The sequence below is a fragment of the Teichococcus oryzae genome (assembly GCF_008386565.1).
In the GTDB taxonomy this organism is placed as follows: Bacteria; Pseudomonadota; Alphaproteobacteria; order Acetobacterales; family Acetobacteraceae; genus Pseudoroseomonas; species Pseudoroseomonas oryzae.
On the sequence record NZ_VUKA01000004.1, the window covers coordinates 266,354 to 285,650 of the forward strand.

A 19,297-nucleotide genomic window follows, 5' to 3' on the forward strand; every position below is an offset into this window, starting at 1 on the left:
GCCCGGGCTTCCGCCGCGCCGATCGCCGTGACGGCGGTGGCGCCGGGCCGCCCCATCCCCTCAACCGGCTGCCGATCGGGGAGCGCCGCGCATGATACGCAGCAGTTTCGACGCCATCGTCATCGGCGGCGGCCTGGTGGGCGCCGCCATCGCCTATGGGCTGCAACGCCAGGGCCTCGCCACGCTGCTGCTGGATGAGGGCGACATCGCCTTTCGCGCCTCCCGCGGCAATTTCGGTCTGGTCTGGGTGCAGTCCAAGGGACTCGGCGCGCCGCATTACCAGCGCTGGACGCGCGGCTCGGCGGAGGAATGGCCGAAGCTGGCGGCGGAGCTGCAACAGCGGACCGGCATCGGCACCGGCCTGCAACAGCCGGGCGGCGTGCATATCTGCCTGGACGAGGAGGAGTTCGCGCAGCGGGACGCGTACATGGCCCAGCTGCGCCGGGAAGCCGGCAATCTGGGCCTGGAATACCGCATGATCCGCGGCGCGGAGGCGCGCGACATGCTGCCCGGCCTCGGCCCCGGCGTGGCCGGCGTCAGCTGGACGCCCTATGACGGCCATGCCAGCCCGCTCTACCTGCTGCGGGCGCTGCACACGGGCTTCACCGGCGCGGGCGGCACCTACCGCCCCGATGCGCGGGTCGACGGCGCGGCCTGCGCGCCGCATGACTTCCGCATCGACGCCGCCGGCCAGTCCTTCCGCAGCCCCCGCGTGGTGCTGGCGGCAGGGCTTGGCAATGCCGATCTCGCGCCGCAATTTGGGCTGCATGCGCCGGTGCGGCCGCAGCGCGGGCAGATCCTGGTCACCGAGCGCGCGCGCAACCTGATGCTCATGCCGACCACCACCATCCGGCAGACCGAGGAAGGCTCGCTGATGCTGGGCGACAGCAAGGAGGAGGTGGGCTTCGATCTCGGCCAGACACCCGAAGCGATGAAGATGATCGCGAACCGCGCCGTGCGCGCCTTTCCCTGGGTGGCCGACCTCAACATCGTCCGCGCCTGGTCGGCGCTGCGCGTCATGGCGCCGGACGGGCTGCCCATCTACGACCAGTCGCTCCGCTACCCCGGCGCCTTCACCGCCAATTGCCATTCCGGCGTGACGCTCGCCGGAATCCATGCCAACCGCCTGGCGCCGATGATCGCCGCCGGGCAACTGGAGCCCGACATGGCCCCCTTCAGCGCGGAACGCTTCGATGTTCGCTCAGCGGCCTGACATCCGCCCGGCCACGGTGGACGTGTTTGTCGCCGGCCAGCCCGTGCGCGTGCCGGAAGGTGCCACGGCCGCCGCCGCCGTGCTGCTGGCCGGCCTGCCCGCCATCCGGGAAACCCCCGTCACCGGCAGCCCCCGCCTGCCCTATTGCATGATGGGCGTCTGCTTCGACTGCCTGGCCGAGATCGACGGCATCGCCAACCGGCAATCCTGCACCGTCGCCGTGCGGCCCGGCATGCGGATCGAGCCGCAGCGCGGCGCCCGCCCCGCCTGGCGGGAGGGCGCCGTCCATGAGGGCTGACATGGCCGACCTCGCCATCATCGGCGCCGGCCCCGCCGGCATGAGCGCGGCGCTGGAGGCGGCAGGCCTCGGCCTGTCCGTCGCCGTGATCGACGAGCAGCCGGCGCCCGGCGGCCAGGTCTTCCGCGCCGTGGAGGCCGCCGCCGCCGACCCCGCCCTGACCGGCGAATACGCTGCGGAAGGCGCCGCCCTGGCCCGCCGCTTCCGCGCCATGCCCGGCATCGACTACCGCCCCGACACCACGCTGTGGCACGCCGATCTGGAAAGTGGCGCGCTGTCCCTGCGCGGCCCGCATGGCACCGCCCTGTTGCGGGCGAAGCGCCTCCTGCTGGCCACCGGCGCGCAGGAACGCCCGGTGCCGGTGCCCGGCTGGACCCTTCCCGGGGTGATGGGCGCGGGGGCGGCGCAGATCCTGCTGAAGCAGGCCGGCGCCGTGCCGAAGGGCCGCGTCGTGCTGGCCGGCCAGGGGCCGCTGCTGTGGCTGCTGGCGGTGCAGCTGGCCCGCGCCGGCGCGCCGCCCGCCCTGTTGCTGGAAACATCCGCGCCGGGCGCGCTGGGCCGCGCGCTGCGGGCGGGCGGCCCCATGGGGCGGCAGCTCTGGAACGGGCGGGCCATGCTGGGCAAGGGCGCGCTGATGATGCTGGAAGCGCGCCGCGCCGGCATGAAAATCGTGCGCGGCGCGCGCCGGCTGCGCGCCCAGGCCTCGGCCGATGGCGCCCGCCTGCGCGGCGTGTCCTGGGAAGGCGGCAGCACCGATTGCGACCTGCTGCTGCTGCATGAGGGGGTGATCCCCTCCACCCACATCACCCGCGCCATGGGGCTCGACCATCAATGGGACGCGGCGCAGCTTTGCTGGCGGCCGGCGCTGGACGGATGGGGCGCCACCAGCCACGGCCTGGTCGCGGTGGCGGGCGATGGCGGCGGCATCGGCGGCTGGCAGGCGGCGGTGCGGGGCGGCGCGCTGGCGGCGCTGGACGCCGCCCACCGCCTCGGCCGGATCACGGCGGGCGAGCGCGACCGCCGCGCCGCCGACCACCGCCACGCCCTGTCGGCCGCCCTGGCGCTGCGCCCCTTCCTCGACCGGCTCTACGCCCCGGCGCCCGAGGTGCTGGCGCCGAGGGATGACAGCACCATTGTCTGCCGCTGCGAGGAGATCACGGCGGGCGAGGTGCGGCAGGCGGCGCGGCTTGGCGCCACCGGGCCGAACCAGGCCAAGGCCTATCTCCGCGCCGGCATGGGCCCTTGCCAGGGCCGCATGTGCGGCACCACCGTCGCCTCGCTGATCGCCGAAACGCGCGGCATCCCGGTCGAGCAGGCCGGCGCCCTGCGGCCACGCGCGCCCTACAAGCCGATCACGGTGGGCGAGCTGGCGGAACTCTGATCGCCCGCTCCCGGCTTCCATGGCGGGCTTTCCCTTCCGGCACCGCGGCGGCATCCTGTCCGCCACGCCGGAAGGAGCCCGCCATGCCTCAGCCACCTCGTTCCCCGGGCCGTCCCCTGGGCCGCTCCCCGGGCCGCTCCCCAGGCCGCTCCCTGGGCCGCTCCCTGGGCCGCTCCACGAACAGCCCGCTGGATGTCGCGCTGGGCCGGCGCGGCCTGCTGCTGGCCCCGGCGCTGCTGCCGCTGGCGGCGCAGGCGCAGCCCGCTTCCCCGCCGGAAGGCCCGCCCCTGCCTCCGCGCGGCGCCGGGCGCGCCGACGCACCCATGGTGGTGACCGAGTATTTCTCGCTGACCTGCAATCATTGCGCCCATTTCCACCTGAACACCTGGCCCCGCCTGCAGCGGGAGCTGGTGGACAGCGGCGAGGTCCGGATGGTCTGGCGCGACTTCCCGCTGGACGAACTGGCGCTGGAAGCGGCGCAGATCGCCCGCGCCCTGCCGGAGGAAGCCTATGAGCCCTTCATCCGCGCCCTGTTCGCCTCGCAGGAGCGCTGGGCCTTCGACCGGGATACCGACAAGTTCGACGAGCTGGCGAAGCTGGCCGCCCTGGCCGGGATGCAGCGCTGGCAGGTGGAGGCGGCGCTGGACAATGACGACCTGCGCCGCGCCGTGCTGCGCAGCCGGCTGGAAGGCGAGCGCGACCTGGGCGTGACCAAGACGCCGACCTTCTTCTTCAACGGCCGCAAGGCCGCCGGCGCCCTGTCCTTCGAGCGCTTCGTTTCCTTCGCCCGCGGCTGAGGGTTGTCGCGGCCGGATGATGCCATCCGGCCGCGAGGGGAGCCGCTCAGAAGGCGACCTTGTCGGCGCCCTTCAGCGACAGGATCTCGCGCGCCTCGTCAGGCGTCGCGACTTCCAGCCCCAGCCCCTCGATGATCTGCCGCGCCAGCCGCACCTGCTGCGCGTTGGATTCCGCGAACTTGCCGGGCCCGGCCCAGAGCGAATCCTCCAGCCCCACGCGCACATTGCCGCCCATCGCCGCCGCCATGGCCGCGATCGGCAACTGGTTGCGCCCGGCACCCAGCACGGACCACTGGTACTGGTCGCCGAACAGCCGGTCGGCGGTGCGCTTCATGTGCAGCACGTCATCCGGATGCGCGCCGATGCCGCCCTGCAGCCCGAACACCGTCTGCACGAACAGCGGCGCCTTCACGATGCCCTGATCCAGGAAGTATTTCAGGTTGTAGAGATGCGCGGTGTCGTAGCACTCGAACTCGAAGCGCGTGTTGTTCTCCGCGCAGGTCGTCAGGATGTACTCGATATCCGCGAAGCTGTTGCGGAAGATGATGCCCTTGTCGGACAGGTATTCCTTTTCCCACGGGTGCTGGAATTCCTTGAACCGGTTCAGCATGCCGAACAGGCCGAAATTCATGCTGCCCATGTTCAGGCTGGCGACCTCGGGCTTGTGCGTCGCGGCGGGGCGCACGCGCTCCTCGATGGTCATGGTCGGCGCGCCGCCGGTGGTGATGTTCAGCACCGCGTCCGTGCGCTGCTTGATGACGCGCAGGAAGGGCGTGAAGCCTTCCGGCGTCTGGTCCGGGCGGCCATCCTGCGGGTTGCGCGCATGCAGGTGGACAATGGCGGCGCCGGCTTCCGCGGCGCCGATGGCGGCATCGGCGATCTGCTCCGCCGTGACCGGCAGGTGCGGCGACATGCTCGGCGTGTGGATGGCGCCCGTCACGGCGCAGGTGATGATGACCTTCCGCTTTGCCATGGCCTCAGTTCTCCCCTTGTTGCATCTTGTGCGCGCGCAGCGCGGCCAGCCTTTGGTCGCGCCAGCGCATCTTCCCGGCCGGGTCCGCCGCAGGCTGCCACGCCGCCATCAGCCGCGCCACCGCTTCCGGCTCATACACCGCGGGCGGCGCCGGATCGGCGGCAAGGCGCTTGTAGAAGCCGGTGTAGCGCGCGCAATAATCCGGGATGCCGCCCGGCGCGTTCAGCTCGATCGTCTCGAACGGGCCCATGAAGCTCCAGCGCAGGCCGAGCCCGTCCTTCACCGTGTGGTCGAGGTCCTGCGGCGTCACATAGCCTTCGCTGACCAGCTTGAACGCCTCGGCCAGCAGCGCGCCCTGCAACCGGTTCAGGACGAAGCCCTCGATCTCCTTCAGCACCGCGACCGGCACCTGGCCGATCCCTGCATAGATGGCGCGGGCGCGGGCGATCACCTCCGGCGCCGTCCAGGGCGCGCCGGAGAGCTCCACCAGCGGGATCAGGTGCGGCGGGTTCACCGGATGCGCCACCAGGCAGCGCGCCCGCCCCGCCAGCCCCTCGGTGAAGGTCGAACTCCGGATCGCCGAGGAGGAGGAGGCGAGGATCGCCTCCGGCGGCGCCAGCCGGTCCAGCTCCGCGAACAGGGCGGTCTTGACCTCCAGCCGCTCCGGGCCGTTCTCCTGCACCAGCGCCACGTCCCGCACGGCCTCGGCCAGGGAAGCGGCGGCGCGGATGCGCGTCGCCGCCACCGCCGGATCGTCGCACAGTCCCTGCTGCGCGAGGTCCTGCAGGCCCAGGGCGCAAAGCCGCACGGCCTCCTCCGCCACGCCTTCCGCCGGGTCGTGCAGCGCCACCTCCCACCCGGCGCGGGCGAAGATCATCGCCCAGGCGCGGCCGATCAGGCCCGTGCCAACAATGGCCACCTTGTCAGTCATGATGTCGCGCTTCCTTCCAGCCGGCCGTCACAGCCACAGCACCTTGCGCCGCAGGCCGAGATCCTCCCGCAGCAGCCGGCTTTCGCCCGTCCAGGTCACCGCGCCGCGTTCCAGCGCCACGGTGCTGTCCGACAGCGCCAAGGCGAGATCCAGGTTGTGATCGACGATGATGATGGAGATCTCCTGGCGCAGCCGGTCGAAGGCCTCGAACAATTCTTCCGTCACCGCCGGGGACAGGCCCTCGAACGGCTCGTCCAGCAGCAGCAGCCGCGTGTCGCCCGACAGGGCGCGCGCCACCGCCACCATCTGCTGCTCGCCGCCCGACAGCGCGTCGGCAGGGGTGCGCCAGCGCTGCTTCAGGCGCGGGAAGACTTCCAGCACCTTCTCCTCCTCCCAGTGCTGGCCGGCGCCGGTGCGGCGCTTCAGCCGGCCGAGCATCAGGTTCTCCGCCACGCTCATGCCGGCGAACAGGCCACGCCCCTGCGGCACGAAGCCGACGCCGCGCTGCGCGATGCGGTCGGAGGGCAGGCCCGCCACCTCCTCCCCCGCCAGCGTCATGCTGCCGGAAGCGGGGCGCGCGATGCCCATGATGGATTTCAGCAGGGTGGACTTGCCGGCGCCGTTGCGGCCGAGCAGCGCCAGGATCTCGCCCTGCTTCACCTCCATGGTGACGCCCTGCAGGATGTGGCTCTTGCCGTAGAAGGTGTTGATGCCGTCGAGCTTCAGCAATTGCTGGTCCACCACGGCGGATTGGCGCGGCTTCGCGGCGATGGCCGAGGCCCCGGAGCCGAGATACACGGCCTGCACCCGCGCGTCGGAGCGCGCATCCTCCACCGTGCCGTCCACCAGCACCTCGCCATCGTTCATCACCGTCACGTGGTCGGCGAGGGCGAAGACGCGGTCGATGTCGTGCTCCACCAGAAGCACGGGGATGTCGGTGGAAACACGCTTGATCAGCTCGCCCACGCGCACGCGCTCGGCGGTGGCGAGGCCGGCCAAAGGCTCGTCCAGCAGCAGGATGCGCGGCCTGGTCGCCACCGCCACGGCCATGTCCACCAGCCGCTGCCCGCCATAGGACAGCGCGCCGGCTTCCGCCTTCTCGATCCCCGCCAGGCCCATCCAGCGCAGCAGAACGGTGGTGTCCTCCGCCATGTCGGCATAGGATTCCGCGCGGCGCCACAGGCCGAACCGCGCGGGATGCCGCGCCTGCACGGCGAGGCGCAGATTCTCCTCGATCGACAGGCCCGGGAACAGGTTGGTGATCTGGAAGGACCGGCCGATGCCGGCGCGGGTGATGCGTTCCGGCGAGAAGCCGGTGACGTCATGCCCATCTAGCGTCACGCGCCCCGCATCGGGCGGGAACATGCCCGAGATCAGGTTGAAGGCGGAGGTCTTGCCGGCGCCGTTCGGCCCGATCAGCGCGTGCAGGGTGCGGTCGGCGACGGCGAACTCGGCCTTCCTCACCGCCTGGATGCGGCCGAAGCTCTTCTTCAGCCCTTCCGCCGCCAGCACCGGGCCGGCGGCCGTGCCGGGGCGGATGAAGCGGGGCGGCACCGGCTCGGGCGCCACGGCCCGCCGCGCCGACATCGCCGCATCCTCCGTTGTTTTCTTGCGGAACGGCGCCAGCAGCCGCTTGCCCACGCCCACCAGCCCGTCCGGCGAGAACACGATGAAGCCGACGAACAGCAGGCCGAAGAACAGCAGCCAGTTGGCCGTGTAGATCGACAGGAACTCGCGGAACAGGATGTAGAACAGCGCCCCCAGCGCCGGGCCGAGGAAGGAGCGCATGCCGCCGATCACCACCATCGCCAGCAACTCGCCCGAGAAGGCGATGGCCATCGGCTCGGCCGAGGCGAAGCGGTGGTTGTAGGCCGACAGCACGCCGGCCAGCGCCGTCACGCTGGCGGACAGCACGAAGGCCATCAGCTTGTAGCGGTTGGTGCTGTAGCCGATGAAGCGGGCGCGCTGCTCGTTCTCGCGGATGGCCACCAGAACGGTGCCGGCGGGGGCGTGGTGGAAGCGCCACAGCCCGACCAGCACCGCCATGCCCACCGCGGCGGCGACGATGTAGTAGGTGCCGGAATCGGCCAGCGCCTCGTAGCGGGTGATGCCGCCGAAGCCGTTCTCGCCGCCGGTCAGCGCCGTCCAGCGGAAGGCCACGGTGAACAGCATCGCCGTCAGCGCCAGGGTCAGCAGCGAGAAATACACGCCGCGGCGGCGCAGGATCAGGGAGCCGGCGATCGTCGCCAGCACAACCACCACCAGCAGCGCGCCGATCGCCGGCAGCACCATGTCGCCGGGAAAGAAGCTGCGCTGGATGATGCCGGTGGCATAGGCGCCGATGCCGAACCAGGCGCCATGGCCGAAGGATACCAGGCCGGTATGCCCGACCAGGATGTTCAGCCCCATCACCGCGATGGCGTAGATCACCACATCGGTGGCCGACAGCATGGTCAGGCCAAGGGCGGGCAGGATGAAGGGCAGGATGACCAGCGCGGCGAGCGCGATCAGCAGCGGGCGGATGTCGCGGAGGGTCATGATGCTCACTCGAACTTCGCGATGCGTTCGCCGAACAGGCCGCGCGGGCGCAGCAGCAGGACGAGCAGCATGAGGAGGTAAACGGAAGCCTCGGTGGCGGGCGGGAAGTAGAAGGCGGCGATGCCGCGCACCACGCCGACGATCAGCGCCGCCAGCACCACGCCCCAGAAGGAGCCGAGGCCGCCGATCACCACGACCACGAAGGCGAAGGTCAGGATCTCGGCCCCCATGGCCGGATGCACGCCGATGACCGGCGCCAGCATGACGCCCGCCAGCGCGGCGAGGCCGACGGCGATCGCCACCACCGCCGACATGTAGGGCCGCAGCGAGATGCCGAGCGCGCCCACCATGTCCGGGTTCTGCACGCCCGCGCGCACCACGCGGCCGAAATGCGTCCGTTGCAGCAGGAACCACAGCCCCGCCACGCAGAGCACGGCGACGGCCAGGATCATCAGCCGGTACTGGGAGAAGATGAACTCGCCGATGATCACCTGCCCGCGGAACATCGGCGGGATGGAAAAGGGCAGCGGCGGCGCGCCGAAGACCATGCGCAGCGTCTGCTCCGCCACCATGGCGAGGCCGAAGGTCAGCAGCAGCGACAGGATCGGGTCGGCGCGATAGAAGCGGCGCAGCAGGAAGCGCTCGATCAGCAGGCCCAGGATGGCGACCAGCACGGGGGCGGCCACGAAGGCGCCGCCGAAGCCGATATGCGGCGCCAGCGCCACCGCCAGATAGGCGCCGATGGCGTAGAAGGCGCCATGCGCCAGGTTGACGATGCCGCCCAGGCTGAAGATCAGCGACAACCCCAGCGCGATCAGCAGGTAATAGGCGCCGATCAGCAGGCCGTTGAGGACCTGCTCCAGCAGAAACACGATTTCCAACTTCATCTCTCCTGCGGCGCGGAGGAAGCGGGCCGGACGGCGCCGGCCCGCGCGGTCAGTCCCTCAGAACATGATCCGTGAACGGATCATGCTCCATGTCCTTGCTTGCCCGCATGATTCACGCTCTTCGGCGATTTCGCCTCAAGCGATCATGCTTCAGCTCGGGAAGGTGCAGCTCGCCTCGTCCGGCGTGGAGGCGATGGCCTCCAGCGGCTCGCCCGCGCCCGGGATGCCGGCGGAGGAGGTGAAGATGTCGAAGCGATCCTTCTGCTCGGCTGGCGGCATGGCGGTGATGGCGTACATCTCCGTCATGATCTGGTGGTCGGAGGCGCGGAAATAGCTTTCGCGGTCCTTCAGCACGTTGAACTTGGCGCCCTTCTCCAGGTGCTGCATCACCTGCACGGCGTCCACGCTCTTCAGCTCGTTCATCGACTGCGCGATGATCTTCACCGCGTTGTAGTCGCCCCAGGCCTGGTTCTCCGGGGGGCGGCCGAAACGGGCGCGGAAATCGGCGGTGAACTTCTTCGCCGCCGCGTTCTCCAGCCGGTGGTGCCACATGGTCGGCCAGGTGCCCAGGAAGTTGCCCGAGCCCGCGCCCCAGGCCAGCGCCGTGTCGAAGCCGAAGCCCGCCACGGGGAAGCGCAGCCCGTATTCCGTGTACTGCTTCAGGAAGTTGGTGATCTGCGCGCCGGCCAGGTTGGCCACCACCACATCCGGCCGCGCCTGGCGCAGCTTCAGCAGGAAGGGCGAGAAATCGGTCAGGTCGGTGGGGATCAGGTCCTCATTGGCGACGCTGCCCCCGTTCTGCGCCAGGAAGCGCTTCGCCACATGCAGCAGGTCATGGCCGAAGGCGTAGTCGGCGGTCAGGGCATAGGTCTTCTTGCCCTTGATCAGCCCCTTCTCGACCAGGGCGCGGCCCACCGCCTTCACATACATCGAGTTCTGCCCCTCGATGTGGAACATCATGCGGCGGCAATCGCTGCCGCGCAGCGCGTCGGAATTGGCGCCGGTGTTGATGAACAAGGCGCGCTCGCGCTGCACCACCTGGCCGATGGCCAGCGCCGAGGCCGAGTTGATCTCGCCCACGATGCAGGCGACCTTGTCGCGCTGGATGTAGCGCTCCGCCTTGGCCGACGCGGTTTGCGGATTGACGCTGTCCTCGAACAGCATCTCCAGCTTGCGCCCGTTGATGCCGCCGGCGGCGTTGATCTCATCGGCCGCGAGCTGCGCCGCCTGCACGGCGAACTCGCCCAAGGGGCCCAGGAAGCCGGTGCGCGGCGTCAGGTGGCCGATGCGCAGGGCTTCGGACTGGCCATAGGAGATGGCGGGGGCGGCGAGCAGCGCGGCGGCGCCCAGCAGCCCGGCCCGCCGCGTTATGCGCGGAAGTGGTGTCATCCTGGTGTTCCCTGTTCTTATCCGGCAAGCGTTTTCGCCCTTGCCGTGATCTGTGATCACAGTCAGGCTTGCGCAGCCGCGCCGAATTGTCCAGAGGCGAATGCGTGAACCACGCCATCACCACCCTGCCCCTGCTGGAACGCCGGACCCTGGCGGAAGCGGCCTATGCCCATCTGCGGGAGCTGCTGGTGTCCGGCCGCGTCGCCCCCGGCGAGCGCCTGTCCCTGCGCGACCTGTCGGAAGCGCTGGGCGTGTCGGTGATGCCGGTGCGGGAAGCGGTGAGCCGGCTGATCGCCGACCACGCGCTGGAGGTGGCGCCGAACCGCGCGGTTCGCGTGCCGGTCATGACCCGCCGGCAGGTGCGCGAGCTGGCGCGGGCGCGGGCGGGGATCGAGGGCTGGGCGGCGGCGCTGGCGGCCGAGGCACGCAGCCCGGCGCAGCTGGAGCGGATCGCGGCGGCGGAAGAAGCGATGCGGCTGGCCCAGCCCAACCCCGACCTGGGCGGCGCGGTGGCGCTGAACCGCGACTTCCATTTCGCCATCTACGAGGCCGCCGGCCTGCCGCCGCTGCTGGAGGTGATCAGCGGGCTATGGCTGAAGGCGGGGCCGGTGATCAATCTCGACCTGCGGCATTCCAATGACCGCCTCGCCGCCGGCCATGCGCTGCGCTGCCACGCCGCCGCGCTGCGCGCCATCCGCGACGGCAGGCCCGATGCGGCGCGCCAGGCGATCGCCGAGGACATCGCCAGCGCGACGGATTTCATTCTTGAAAAAGGGGGGTTGCCGGAAGCATCCGGGGAGTGATGCCCGGCGGGGAGGCCCCTAAGCCAGGAGAACAACGATATGGATCTGCAATTGCAGGGCGCGAAAGTGCTGGTCACGGCCGGCGCCAACGGCATCGGCCGCGCCGTGGTGGAGGCGTTCGCCGCGGAAGGCGCGCGGGTCTTCACCTGCGACCTGGATGAGGCCGGCCTGTCCACCCTGCCCCCGGGCATCGGCCATTGCCGCGCCGATGTTTCCAGCCGCACCGATGTGGCGGCGCTGTTCGACCAGGCCCTCGCCCATCTCGGCGGTCTGGATGTGCTGGTCAACAATGCCGGCATCGCCGGCCCGACCGGCCGGGCCGAGGAAATCAACCCGGAGGACTGGGACCGCTGCGTCGAGGTCTGCCTGACCTCGCAGTTCAACTGCGCCCGGCTGGCCATCCCGCATCTGCGCCGGTCAAAGAACCCCAGCATCACCAACCTGTCCTCGGCGGCGGGCAAGTTCGGCTTCGCGCTGCGCACGCCCTATGCGGCGGCGAAATGGGGCGTGATCGGCTTCACCAAGTCGCTCGCCATCGAGCTGGGCGATGCCGGCATCCGCGTCAACGCCATCCTGCCCGGCCTGGTCGCTGGGGACCGCCAGCGCCGCGTGCTGGAAGCCAAGGCGCAGCAGCGCGGCGTTTCCTTCGCCGAGATGGAGCGCCTGGCGTTTTCCTTCACCTCGATCAAGGACTACGTCACGCCGCAGCAACTGGCGGACCAGATCCTGTTCCTGGCCTCGCCGCGCGGGCGGACGATTTCCGGCCAGGCGATCAGCGTCGATGGCGACACGCGCATGCTGTCGTGACAGCCGGCGGGGGGGGGAACGGCCTGACGCGTCAGGCCACCTCCTCCGCCACCACCTCGAAGCGGCTCAATTGCGCCGGGCCAAACTGGGTGGAAAGTGCGACATCGGTGGCGTCCCGCCCCCGCGCCATCAGGATGCGGCCGATGCGCGGCGTGTTGTGGCGCGCGTCGAAGGTGTACCACTCGCCGCCAAGATAGGCCTCGAACCAGGCGGAGAAATCCATCGGCGCATCCACCGGCGGCACGCCGATATCGCCGAGATAGCCGGTGCAATAGCGCGCCGGGATGTTCATGCAGCGGCACAGCGTGATGGCCAGATGCGCGAAGTCCCGGCAAACGCCGACCTTGTCGGTGTGCCCGCCATGCGCCGTGCGGGTGGCATCCGCCATCTGGTAGTCGAAGCGGATATGGTTGTGGACATGGTCGCAGATCGCCTGCACCCGCCCCCAGCCCGGCGGCGTGCCGCCGAACCGCGCCCAGGCGAAATCGGCCAGCCGGTCGGTGTCGCAGTAGCGGCTGCCCAGCAGGTAGACCAGCACCTCATCCGGCAGGTCCTGCACCTCGTGCTGCGGGGCGTGCCATGCCATGCGGTCCGGCTGCCCGGAATCGGCGATGGTGAAGCGGGTGGAGATGGTGGTCAGCCCTGGCGGCGCCAGGATGCGCGTGCAGCTGTTGCCGAAGCCGTCCACGTAATCGCGCGACGGAATGGGCGGGTCGAAGCGCAGAAGCTGTGGCGCCAGCAGATCCCCCCGCCGGGAGGGGTGGATGTTGAGCGCCAGCAGCATGGGCGTAGGCTGCGGGCATTGATAGGCGATGTCGAATCCGGCCTGGATCTTCATTCCAACTCCATGAACGGGCGCCCCGCCACCCGGTCATGCCCAGGGCCATCTCGGGGAAGGCCCAAGAAGAACCCCAAAGGGAAGAACCCAGGGAACGTTGACGTTTTTTTGGGCAAATCTTCCGAAACGCCACCCTTTGCTCAAGCGAGCGGCAATTCCATGCTAGCCCCGGCCGGGGCGGGGATGGTGGTCACGTTCACCTGAACGTCCATGCCGAGGCTGTCGCCGGCCAGGCCGTGATAGCTGCCGGAAAGCGGCACCGCCTGGTCCGGGGTGCGCGCCACCGCGACGCGGATCAGGTCGCGGTTGCCGACAATGCCGTTGGTGGGGTCGAACTCCACCCATCCCGCCCCGGGCAGGTAGACCTGGCACCAGGCATGGGTCGCGCCGCCGCCCAGCATCTCCGCGCCGTCCCGGTCGGGAACATAGATGTAGCCGGACACGAAGCGCGCGGCGAAGCCGAGGGAGCGGACCGCCTCCATCATGAACAGCGCGAAGTCGCGGCAGGTGCCGCGCCGCAGATGCAGGGTCATCAGCGGCGGCTGCGTGCCGGGCTCGGCGCGGCGGGCATAGGTGAAGCTTTCCCGGATGGCGTAGCACAGCGTCATCAGAAGATGGCCGGTTTCGGTCGGCTTGCCGGGGCGGACGAACTTCCTGGCCCATTGCGCGACCTCGCCGCCCGGGTCGGCATGGTGCCGCTCCATGCTGCGGGCCAGATCCGGCACATCCTCGGCGGCGTAGAGCACGGGGTAGTGGCGTGCCGCGTCGTCGATCTGGAAATCCGGCCCGGAGCTCGGGGTGTGATCGAGCCGGATCTGCGTCTCGAAGCGCAGATGCGCGGCGGGCCGGGCGAAGCGCAGCAGCACGACCGAATTGCCGAACACGTCATGGATCCAGCGGATGCCGGCCGGCAACGGGTCCACCTCCAGCGCCGAATGCAGCAGGCGCTGGTCATGGCTGTCGCGCGGGCGGAACATCAGCCGGTGCTCGCCGAACGCCACCGGCCGCGCATAGCGGTATTCCGTCAGGTGCCGCACCGAGAAAACTGGCATCCGAAACCCCCGCCCCCATTTCCCCGCCGGGCGCCCCTGCCCCGGCCGGTCCGGGCGAAAGCGGGCAGCTTAGCCCTCGGCGCCGCCGGCGGCGAGGCGGGACGGGAAAGCGCCGCCCTCAGTCGATCCAGAGCCCGCGCTTGCGGTGCCATTCCTCGATGCTGTCCTCCGGATAGCCGTCGAACCGCGCATCGCCACGGCCGAAATGCGGCTCCACCCAGGGCGCCTTGTCCTTGAGCAACAGGTGCACGCGCGATGGCGGCGCCGGCAGATCCGTGTCGATGGCGGAGGCGAAGGGATGCACCAGCTCCGGCCAGGACGGATCGGACATCCACAGGGCCGAGCCGCAGCGCGAACAGAAATGGCGCGCCCCGCTGCTGGTTTCGCAGTTCCGCCCCGCCTCGTCGCAGATCTCGGCATGGTAGATGGCGGGCTTGCCGCGCACCTGAAGCGTTCCGGCCACGCCCATGATGTTGATGGCATAGCCGCCACCGCCCGCCGTCTTGCGGCAGATCGAGCAATAACAGCGCTGGTAGGGATAAGGGGTGTGGCTGTCCAGCGCGAAGCGGATGGCCCCGCAGCGGCAGGACCCTTCAAGACGCATCGGCATCGCGGCATCTCCCTTTCACGGGCAACGCCCGGCGCCGCGACGCCGTTGCGGGCGGCGCGCCGGCCGGCCCGGCGCGGCTCAGCTCGAAATGCCGAGATCCAGCTCCTGCACGCCGTCCCCGCCATCATCCCGGTCGGGGGGCGTGGTGGCCGCGCCCGCTTCCGCCGGCCGCACATCGCCATCGGCGGACACCGTCCATCCCTCGGACCGGTATTTCTCCACCATCTCCTCGTGCCGGTCGGTGCCGTAGCCGCCGATCACCTCATCGGCGGAGCCCAGCACCTGCGTGCCCTGCTCACTGGTCTGGATGGTGATCCGGCGGTCGCCCGAGTTCAGCAAGGTTTGCCGCATTCAATTCTCCTTCCATGGCCTTTCCGAGGCCGCCGCGCAGGCGGTCGGGCCAATGCCCACGACGGCCGATCAGGTGGCGGTCAGCGGTCCTGCTGATAGCCCTGATGCGTCGTGTTGGTCTTGATGTTGCCCTGGCGGCCCTGGATGCCGAGATTGCGGTTCACCGACGCCTTGTTCTGCTCCGCGACCTCGGCCGCCATGTCGTTGCCCGTTTTGGGCGTGTTGCCACCCATCGGGCTTTGATTGGCCGGCGGAACCGGGGGAAGATGGGCTTTGGACATTCCGTCTCTCCTGCGAGGTCGATCCAGTGGCGGCGCCGCGGCCTTCGCCGCGCCTAGCCGGGCGCCTTGTCGGCCGGCTTGCTGCCGCCCCCGGCGTTCCGCGCGGCTTCCCGCGCCGTGTGCTCCGCCGCGATGTCCGCCTTGGACCTGGCGGCATCCTGGCTGCCCGGCCCCTGCTGTTGCGGCGGAGATGCGGGGCGCTCCGCGTCGGGGGTGTTATTGTTGTTGGTGTTCTCCGGCATGCTGCCTCCTGGCGCGCGGTCACCGTGCCGCATGGTCATGGGGTTCCGGGCCGGTCCGCCTGCCCGGCGCGGGCGCGGTTCTGCCGCCTCGCGCCCATCTGGCGCCGGATGCTTTCGGCCAGGGCGTGAAGCCGGTCCACCACGTCCTGGCCGCTTTGCGGCGCGAGGCGCCGCCGCGGCGGCATGGCCGGGGGCGGCGGGTCTGGAGAATGAGGCCGTCGGGACATCGCATTCCTCCTGGTCCGCAGGGATAACGCAGGAGGTGAAAACTGGCTTCGGCGGGTCTGCATTTTCCCCGCCGGGAGGACCCGCCCCTGGCCCCTGCGGGCCGGGCACGCCGCGTGCGCCTTCCGCTACATCGGCCCCGGCGGCAGGGGCGAGCCGTCGATCAGGCGCTCGTAGCGGAACGGGCGCGGGTCCACCACCGGGGTGTCGCCGGCGATCAGATCCGCCGCCAGCCGCGCCGCTCCCGGCCCGATGCCGAAGCCATGCCCGCTATAGCCGGTGGACAGAAAGAAACCCGGCAGCGTCGCCACCGGGGAAATCACCGGGATCGCATCCGGCGTGTTGTCGATCCAGCCGCCCCAGGCATGCAACACCTTCAGCCCGGCCAACTCCGGATGCGCTTCCTGGAGTTGCGCCATCGCCTCGGCCACCACCGCCATGTCGGGCGCGGGGTCCAGCACGCGGGTCTTCTCGAAGGGCGAGGCCCCCTGCCCCCAGCCTCCCAGCGCCTCCGGCCCCGTCAGGAAGGAGCGGCCGATCCGGATGCTGACCCCGCCCGCCGCCCGCTTGCGGAAAACCGGCCAGAATTTGCGGGCGTAGCGCAGGCCCTGCGGCGTCAGCTCCAGCCGCCCCCGCCCGCGGATGGAAACGGTGTAGCCGCCATCCAGCCGGCGGCGCATCACATAGCCCGGGGTGGACAGGCCGCCCTCGGTGATGAGGGGTGCGGCCTCGGTGGCGAAGACGGTGGAGCGCACCCCCGCCTGCGGCAGATCGATGCCAAGCTGCCGGCAGAACAGGGAGGACCAGGCGCCGCCCGCGCACAACACCGCCCCGGCGCGGATGCGCCCCTTCTCCGTCACCACGCCGGACACCCGCCCGGCGGTGAGGTCGAGCCCGCGCACCGCGCATTGCTGGTGGATCGTGACACCCAGCGCCCGCGCCGCCTCGGCCAGGGCCGGCACCGCCCTGGAGGGCTCGGCGCGGCCATCGGTGGGCGAATGCACGCCGCCGATCCAGCGGCGCGTGCAGTTCGGCGTCATCGCCTGCGCCTCCCCGGCGGACAGCATCCGGCTATGGACCTGGTAGCCGCGCGCCAGCTCCGACCAGCGCTCCCATTCCTCGATGTCCTTGCGCTCGGTGGTGACGTAAAGCAGGCCGGTGCGGCGGAAGCCGAGGTCACGGCCGGTTTCCGCCGCCAGCCCGCCCCACAATTCCAGGCTGTGGCGGATCAGCGGCAATTCCCGCTCATCCCGGTTCTGCTGCCGCACCCAGCCCCAGTTGCGGCTGGATTGCTCGCCGGCCACCCGCCCCTTCTCCACCACCGCCACCGAATGCCCCTTGCGGGCCAGGTAATAGGCGGCGGCGATGCCGGCGACGCCGCCGCCGATCACCACGACATCCGCGGCCTCCGGGAGGCGTTCATTGCTGGGGATGCGGTCAACCGGTGGGGACATGGCGGCGCGGCTTCCGTTGTGGCAATGGCCGAGCATGCGCTGCGAAGGGGCCGATGGCGACCCCTTCCCGCATCCGGCGGCCACCTCGCCGCCCGCTTCTCGCCCCCCTCTTGCCCGCCCCCCTTGCCCCCTGCGCGCCGGGCCGCCAAAATCCGCCCCCCGACCAGCGGCCGCCGTGCCGCCGAGCACAGAGGTAACCATGGCCGAGGCGAATCACGAGATCGATTTCGTGGAGGTGAAGTCCCAGGACATCCTGGCGGACCGGACCAAGGGCTGGGACGTCTTCGTCACCGCCAGCAAATGGGCGATCGGCGCCGTGGTGGTGCTGCTGCTGCTGATCTACTGGATCTGGGGCTGAGCGGCGGCGCCCCCGGCGCCGTGGGACACGGCAGCAGGCCATGAAAAAGGCGGCGCCCCGGTCGGGGCGCCGCCTGATCGCGGAACCGGAAGCCGGTTCCGCGGCGTCTCAGCCGAAGCGGCTCAGCCGACGATCTCGGTGCCGGCGAAGAAGAACGCCACCTCGCGCGCGGCCGCTTCCGGGCCGTCGGAGCCATGCACCGAATTCGCCTCGATGCTTTCGGCGAACTCCTTGCGGATGGTGCCCTCGGCGGCGTTGGCCGGGTTGGTGGCGCCCATGATCTCGCGGTTGGCGGCGATCGCGTTCTCGCCTTCCAGCACCTGCACCACCACCGGGCCGGAGGTCATGAAGGACACCAGGTCGTTGTAGAAGGGGCGCGCCTTGTGCTCGGCATAGAAGGCGCCGGCCTGCGCGTCGGAAAGCTGGATGCGCTTCTGCGCGACGATGCGCAGGCCCTTTTCCTCGAACTTGGCGTTGATCTTGCCGGTCAGGTTGCGGCGGGTGGCGTCCGGCTTGATGATGGACAGGGTACGCTCGACGGCCATGGGGCTTCCTTCGCGATAGGCAGGCGTGGATGTGCGCGCCCACGCGGCGGTGGGGCGTCCTCGCGCCCGGATAGGGGGCAAAGCCGCCCGGCGCAAGGGGCAAGGACACCCGCCGCCATTCCCGGAGGGCTTCCCTGGGCAACCCTGGCGCGAGCCAGGCTTTTGAGCGGGACCACCTGTTCCCCGGACCCATCCCGATGACGCGCCGAACCGTTTCCCTCCTTGTCTTCGCGGCGCTGCTGTTGCTGCTGTTGTGGCTGGTGCCGCAAGTGCCGTTGCTGGTCTTCGCCGCCGCGCTGCTCGGGGTGTTCCTGCATGGCGGCAGCCAGTTGCTGCGCCGGGTGCTGCCGGTGTCGAACGGCGCCGGCGTGCTGCTCGTCGTGCTGCTGCTGCTGCTGCTGGGCGCCGCCTTCGGCCTGCTGGCGGCGCGGCCCATGGCGGACCAGTTCAGCGAATTGTGGCGCCAGGTGCCGGAAGCGGCGCGGCGCCTGACCGCGCGGCTGGAGAATTATTCCTGGGGCCAGCAGATCCTGGAAAGCCTGCGGCCCGGCAACCTGTCCCTGCCGCAGGGGGGCGGCGCCGGCGCCGTGTCGGCGCTGAACGTCACCTTCGGCGCCCTGGGCAATTTCGTGCTGGTGATCTTTCTCGGCCTGTATTTCGCCATCGACCCGCAGCTTTACCGCCGCGGGATCGAGGCGATGCTGGCGCCCTCCCTGCGGCCCAAGGCCCGCCGCATCGCCGAGGAAGCGGCGGAAACCCTGCGCGGCTGGCTTGGCGCGCAGATGATCTCCATGGCGGTGGTGGGTGTGATGACGGGCATCGGGCTGTGGCTGGTGGGCGTTCCGCTGGCGCCGGTGCTGGGCGTGCTGTCGGCGGTTCTGGCCTTCATCCCCACCATCGGGCCGGTGATGGCGGCGGTGCCGGGCGTGCTGCTCGGGCTGGCGGGCGGCTTCTCCGGCGCGGTGGCGGTGATCGCCGTGTATCTGGCCGTGCAATCAGTCGAGAGCTACCTGATCACGCCCTTTGTGCAGAAGCGCTCGGTCGATCTGCCGGAAGCCGCGACCATCATCTCCCTGGTGGCCTTTGGCCTGCTTTACGGCTTTCTCGGCATGCTGCTGGCGACGCCGATGGCGGCCTTGCTGCTGATGCTGGTGCGCCGCCTTTACGTGGAAGACTACCTGGACCGCGAGCCTTTGCCGGAGCGGCTGACGCCGCCGGGCTGAGCCCGCGCCCGCCCTGCCGCACGCAAAAAAAAACGCCGCCTCACGAGGAGGCGGCGAAGTTTGTAATCAGGGAGGAAACAGAGATACGGTCAATCCGCAGC

General features: G+C 70.5%; 22 protein-coding genes. 8 read left to right on the forward strand and 14 right to left on the reverse strand.

What is annotated here, in order from left to right; all coding sequences use genetic code 11:
• The first annotated feature begins 91 nt into the window (after positions 1-91).
• From F0Q34_RS11610 to F0Q34_RS11625, 4 genes are all read left to right on the forward strand, one after another.
• Entirely contained in the window at positions 92-1,213 is a 1,122-nt protein-coding gene (locus tag F0Q34_RS11610) for an NAD(P)/FAD-dependent oxidoreductase (RefSeq protein ID WP_149812372.1), read from the forward strand.
• The gene (locus tag F0Q34_RS11615; RefSeq protein WP_149812373.1) at positions 1,194-1,511 is read left to right on the forward strand and encodes a (2Fe-2S)-binding protein; all 318 of its coding nucleotides are present in this window, start codon (positions 1,194-1,196) and stop codon (positions 1,509-1,511) included. The genes F0Q34_RS11610 and F0Q34_RS11615 overlap by 20 nt, the downstream gene beginning before the upstream one ends.
• Positions 1,501-2,892 (forward strand): FAD/NAD(P)-dependent oxidoreductase, encoded by a 1,392-nt coding sequence (locus F0Q34_RS11620; RefSeq protein WP_241665445.1) that lies wholly within the window; start codon positions 1,501-1,503, stop codon positions 2,890-2,892. The genes F0Q34_RS11615 and F0Q34_RS11620 overlap by 11 nt, the downstream gene beginning before the upstream one ends.
• Positions 2,893-2,975: 83 nt before the next feature.
• Positions 2,976-3,689 (forward strand): DsbA family protein, encoded by a 714-nt coding sequence (locus F0Q34_RS11625; protein WP_149812374.1) that lies wholly within the window; start codon positions 2,976-2,978, stop codon positions 3,687-3,689.
• Between the two features lie 46 nt (positions 3,690-3,735).
• Here the strand turns inward: F0Q34_RS11625 and F0Q34_RS11630 are convergent, their stop codons facing one another.
• The 5 genes from F0Q34_RS11630 to F0Q34_RS11650 form a co-directional block, all read right to left on the reverse strand.
• Entirely contained in the window at positions 3,736-4,662 is a 927-nt protein-coding gene (locus tag F0Q34_RS11630) for a BKACE family enzyme (protein WP_149812375.1), read from the reverse strand.
• Between the two features lie 4 nt (positions 4,663-4,666).
• The gene (locus F0Q34_RS11635; protein WP_149812376.1) at positions 4,667-5,593 is read right to left on the reverse strand and encodes a 3-hydroxyacyl-CoA dehydrogenase; all 927 of its coding nucleotides are present in this window, start codon (positions 5,591-5,593) and stop codon (positions 4,667-4,669) included.
• Positions 5,594-5,620: 27 nt separating this feature from the next.
• Complete coding sequence (locus F0Q34_RS11640; protein ID WP_149812377.1) at positions 5,621-8,131, reverse strand: branched-chain amino acid ABC transporter ATP-binding protein/permease; 2,511 nt, start codon at positions 8,129-8,131, stop codon at positions 5,621-5,623.
• Between the two features lie 5 nt (positions 8,132-8,136).
• Complete coding sequence (locus F0Q34_RS11645; RefSeq protein ID WP_241665455.1) at positions 8,137-9,003, reverse strand: branched-chain amino acid ABC transporter permease; 867 nt, start codon at positions 9,001-9,003, stop codon at positions 8,137-8,139.
• 165 nt (positions 9,004-9,168) lie between these two features.
• A complete protein-coding gene (locus F0Q34_RS11650) occupies positions 9,169-10,407 on the reverse strand; it encodes an ABC transporter substrate-binding protein (protein ID WP_149812379.1) in 1,239 nt (412 codons plus the stop codon).
• Positions 10,408-10,511: 104 nt separating this feature from the next.
• On the opposite strand from F0Q34_RS11650, the gene F0Q34_RS11655 reads away from it, so the two are divergent.
• Together F0Q34_RS11655 and F0Q34_RS11660 are read left to right on the forward strand one after the other, a co-directional pair.
• A complete protein-coding gene (locus F0Q34_RS11655) occupies positions 10,512-11,210 on the forward strand; it encodes a GntR family transcriptional regulator (protein ID WP_149812380.1) in 699 nt (232 codons plus the stop codon).
• A 39-nt stretch (positions 11,211-11,249) separates the two neighbouring features.
• Entirely contained in the window at positions 11,250-12,017 is a 768-nt protein-coding gene (locus F0Q34_RS11660; protein WP_149812381.1) for an SDR family oxidoreductase, read from the forward strand.
• Between the two features lie 31 nt (positions 12,018-12,048).
• On the opposite strand, the gene F0Q34_RS11665 is transcribed toward F0Q34_RS11660, so the two are convergent.
• The 8 genes from F0Q34_RS11665 to F0Q34_RS11700 all read right to left on the reverse strand — a co-directional run bounded on the left by F0Q34_RS11665 (position 12,049) and on the right by F0Q34_RS11700 (position 17,070).
• Entirely contained in the window at positions 12,049-12,855 is an 807-nt protein-coding gene (locus F0Q34_RS11665; protein WP_149812382.1) for a transglutaminase-like domain-containing protein, read from the reverse strand.
• 140 nt (positions 12,856-12,995) lie between these two features.
• Positions 12,996-13,907, reverse strand: a complete 912-nt coding sequence (locus F0Q34_RS11670) for a transglutaminase family protein (RefSeq protein ID WP_149812383.1) — start codon at positions 13,905-13,907, stop codon at positions 12,996-12,998.
• A gap of 118 nt (positions 13,908-14,025) precedes the next feature.
• Entirely contained in the window at positions 14,026-14,517 is a 492-nt protein-coding gene (locus F0Q34_RS11675) for a GFA family protein (protein ID WP_149812384.1), read from the reverse strand.
• Between the two features lie 78 nt (positions 14,518-14,595).
• Positions 14,596-14,868 (reverse strand): hypothetical protein, encoded by a 273-nt coding sequence (locus F0Q34_RS11680; protein ID WP_149812385.1) that lies wholly within the window; start codon positions 14,866-14,868, stop codon positions 14,596-14,598.
• Positions 14,869-14,948: 80 nt separating this feature from the next.
• A complete protein-coding gene (locus tag F0Q34_RS11685; protein ID WP_149812386.1) occupies positions 14,949-15,149 on the reverse strand; it encodes a hypothetical protein in 201 nt (66 codons plus the stop codon).
• Positions 15,150-15,202: 53 nt separating this feature from the next.
• Positions 15,203-15,391 carry a hypothetical protein gene (locus tag F0Q34_RS11690; RefSeq protein WP_149812387.1) on the reverse strand — a complete coding sequence of 63 codons (189 nt, stop codon included), beginning with the start codon at positions 15,389-15,391 and terminating at the stop codon, positions 15,203-15,205.
• 35 nt (positions 15,392-15,426) lie between these two features.
• The gene (locus F0Q34_RS11695) at positions 15,427-15,618 is read right to left on the reverse strand and encodes a hypothetical protein (protein ID WP_149812388.1); all 192 of its coding nucleotides are present in this window, start codon (positions 15,616-15,618) and stop codon (positions 15,427-15,429) included.
• 126 nt (positions 15,619-15,744) lie between these two features.
• On the reverse strand, positions 15,745-17,070 hold the full coding sequence (locus F0Q34_RS11700; RefSeq protein WP_149812389.1) for an NAD(P)/FAD-dependent oxidoreductase: 1,326 nt from the start codon (positions 17,068-17,070) through the stop codon (positions 15,745-15,747).
• 199 nt (positions 17,071-17,269) lie between these two features.
• Between F0Q34_RS11700 and F0Q34_RS11705 the strand changes: the two genes are divergently transcribed.
• Positions 17,270-17,428 carry a preprotein translocase subunit SecE gene (locus F0Q34_RS11705; protein WP_149812390.1) on the forward strand — a complete coding sequence of 53 codons (159 nt, stop codon included), beginning with the start codon at positions 17,270-17,272 and terminating at the stop codon, positions 17,426-17,428.
• 122 nt (positions 17,429-17,550) lie between these two features.
• Here the strand turns inward: F0Q34_RS11705 and ndk are convergent, their stop codons facing one another.
• Positions 17,551-17,973 carry a nucleoside-diphosphate kinase gene (gene ndk / locus F0Q34_RS11710; protein ID WP_149812391.1) on the reverse strand — a complete coding sequence of 141 codons (423 nt, stop codon included), beginning with the start codon at positions 17,971-17,973 and terminating at the stop codon, positions 17,551-17,553.
• 197 nt (positions 17,974-18,170) lie between these two features.
• On the opposite strand from ndk, the gene F0Q34_RS11715 reads away from it, so the two are divergent.
• Complete coding sequence (locus F0Q34_RS11715) at positions 18,171-19,196, forward strand: AI-2E family transporter (RefSeq protein ID WP_149812392.1); 1,026 nt, start codon at positions 18,171-18,173, stop codon at positions 19,194-19,196.
• The last annotated feature ends 101 nt before the right edge of the window (positions 19,197-19,297 follow it).

Coding starts and splice junctions, on each gene's coding strand:
- F0Q34_RS11610 (WP_149812372.1), top strand. CDS start 92: ATGATACGCAGCAGTTTCGACGCCATCGTCATCGGCGGCGGCCTGGTG.
- F0Q34_RS11615 (WP_149812373.1), top strand. CDS start 1,194: ATGTTCGCTCAGCGGCCTGACATCCGCCCGGCCACGGTGGACGTGTTT.
- F0Q34_RS11620 (WP_241665445.1), top strand. CDS start 1,501: ATGAGGGCTGACATGGCCGACCTCGCCATCATCGGCGCCGGCCCCGCC.
- F0Q34_RS11625 (WP_149812374.1), top strand. CDS start 2,976: ATGCCTCAGCCACCTCGTTCCCCGGGCCGTCCCCTGGGCCGCTCCCCG.
- F0Q34_RS11630 (WP_149812375.1), bottom strand. CDS start 4,662: ATGGCAAAGCGGAAGGTCATCATCACCTGCGCCGTGACGGGCGCCATC.
- F0Q34_RS11635 (WP_149812376.1), bottom strand. CDS start 5,593: ATGACTGACAAGGTGGCCATTGTTGGCACGGGCCTGATCGGCCGCGCC.
- F0Q34_RS11640 (WP_149812377.1), bottom strand. CDS start 8,131: ATGACCCTCCGCGACATCCGCCCGCTGCTGATCGCGCTCGCCGCGCTG.
- F0Q34_RS11650 (WP_149812379.1), bottom strand. CDS start 10,407: ATGACACCACTTCCGCGCATAACGCGGCGGGCCGGGCTGCTGGGCGCC.
- F0Q34_RS11660 (WP_149812381.1), top strand. CDS start 11,250: ATGGATCTGCAATTGCAGGGCGCGAAAGTGCTGGTCACGGCCGGCGCC.
- F0Q34_RS11665 (WP_149812382.1), bottom strand. CDS start 12,855: ATGAAGATCCAGGCCGGATTCGACATCGCCTATCAATGCCCGCAGCCT.
- F0Q34_RS11670 (WP_149812383.1), bottom strand. CDS start 13,907: ATGCCAGTTTTCTCGGTGCGGCACCTGACGGAATACCGCTATGCGCGG.
- F0Q34_RS11675 (WP_149812384.1), bottom strand. CDS start 14,517: ATGCCGATGCGTCTTGAAGGGTCCTGCCGCTGCGGGGCCATCCGCTTC.
- F0Q34_RS11680 (WP_149812385.1), bottom strand. CDS start 14,868: ATGCGGCAAACCTTGCTGAACTCGGGCGACCGCCGGATCACCATCCAG.
- F0Q34_RS11685 (WP_149812386.1), bottom strand. CDS start 15,149: ATGTCCAAAGCCCATCTTCCCCCGGTTCCGCCGGCCAATCAAAGCCCG.
- F0Q34_RS11690 (WP_149812387.1), bottom strand. CDS start 15,391: ATGCCGGAGAACACCAACAACAATAACACCCCCGACGCGGAGCGCCCC.
- F0Q34_RS11695 (WP_149812388.1), bottom strand. CDS start 15,618: ATGTCCCGACGGCCTCATTCTCCAGACCCGCCGCCCCCGGCCATGCCG.
- F0Q34_RS11700 (WP_149812389.1), bottom strand. CDS start 17,070: ATGTCCCCACCGGTTGACCGCATCCCCAGCAATGAACGCCTCCCGGAG.
- F0Q34_RS11705 (WP_149812390.1), top strand. CDS start 17,270: ATGGCCGAGGCGAATCACGAGATCGATTTCGTGGAGGTGAAGTCCCAG.
- ndk (WP_149812391.1), bottom strand. CDS start 17,973: ATGGCCGTCGAGCGTACCCTGTCCATCATCAAGCCGGACGCCACCCGC.
- F0Q34_RS11715 (WP_149812392.1), top strand. CDS start 18,171: ATGACGCGCCGAACCGTTTCCCTCCTTGTCTTCGCGGCGCTGCTGTTG.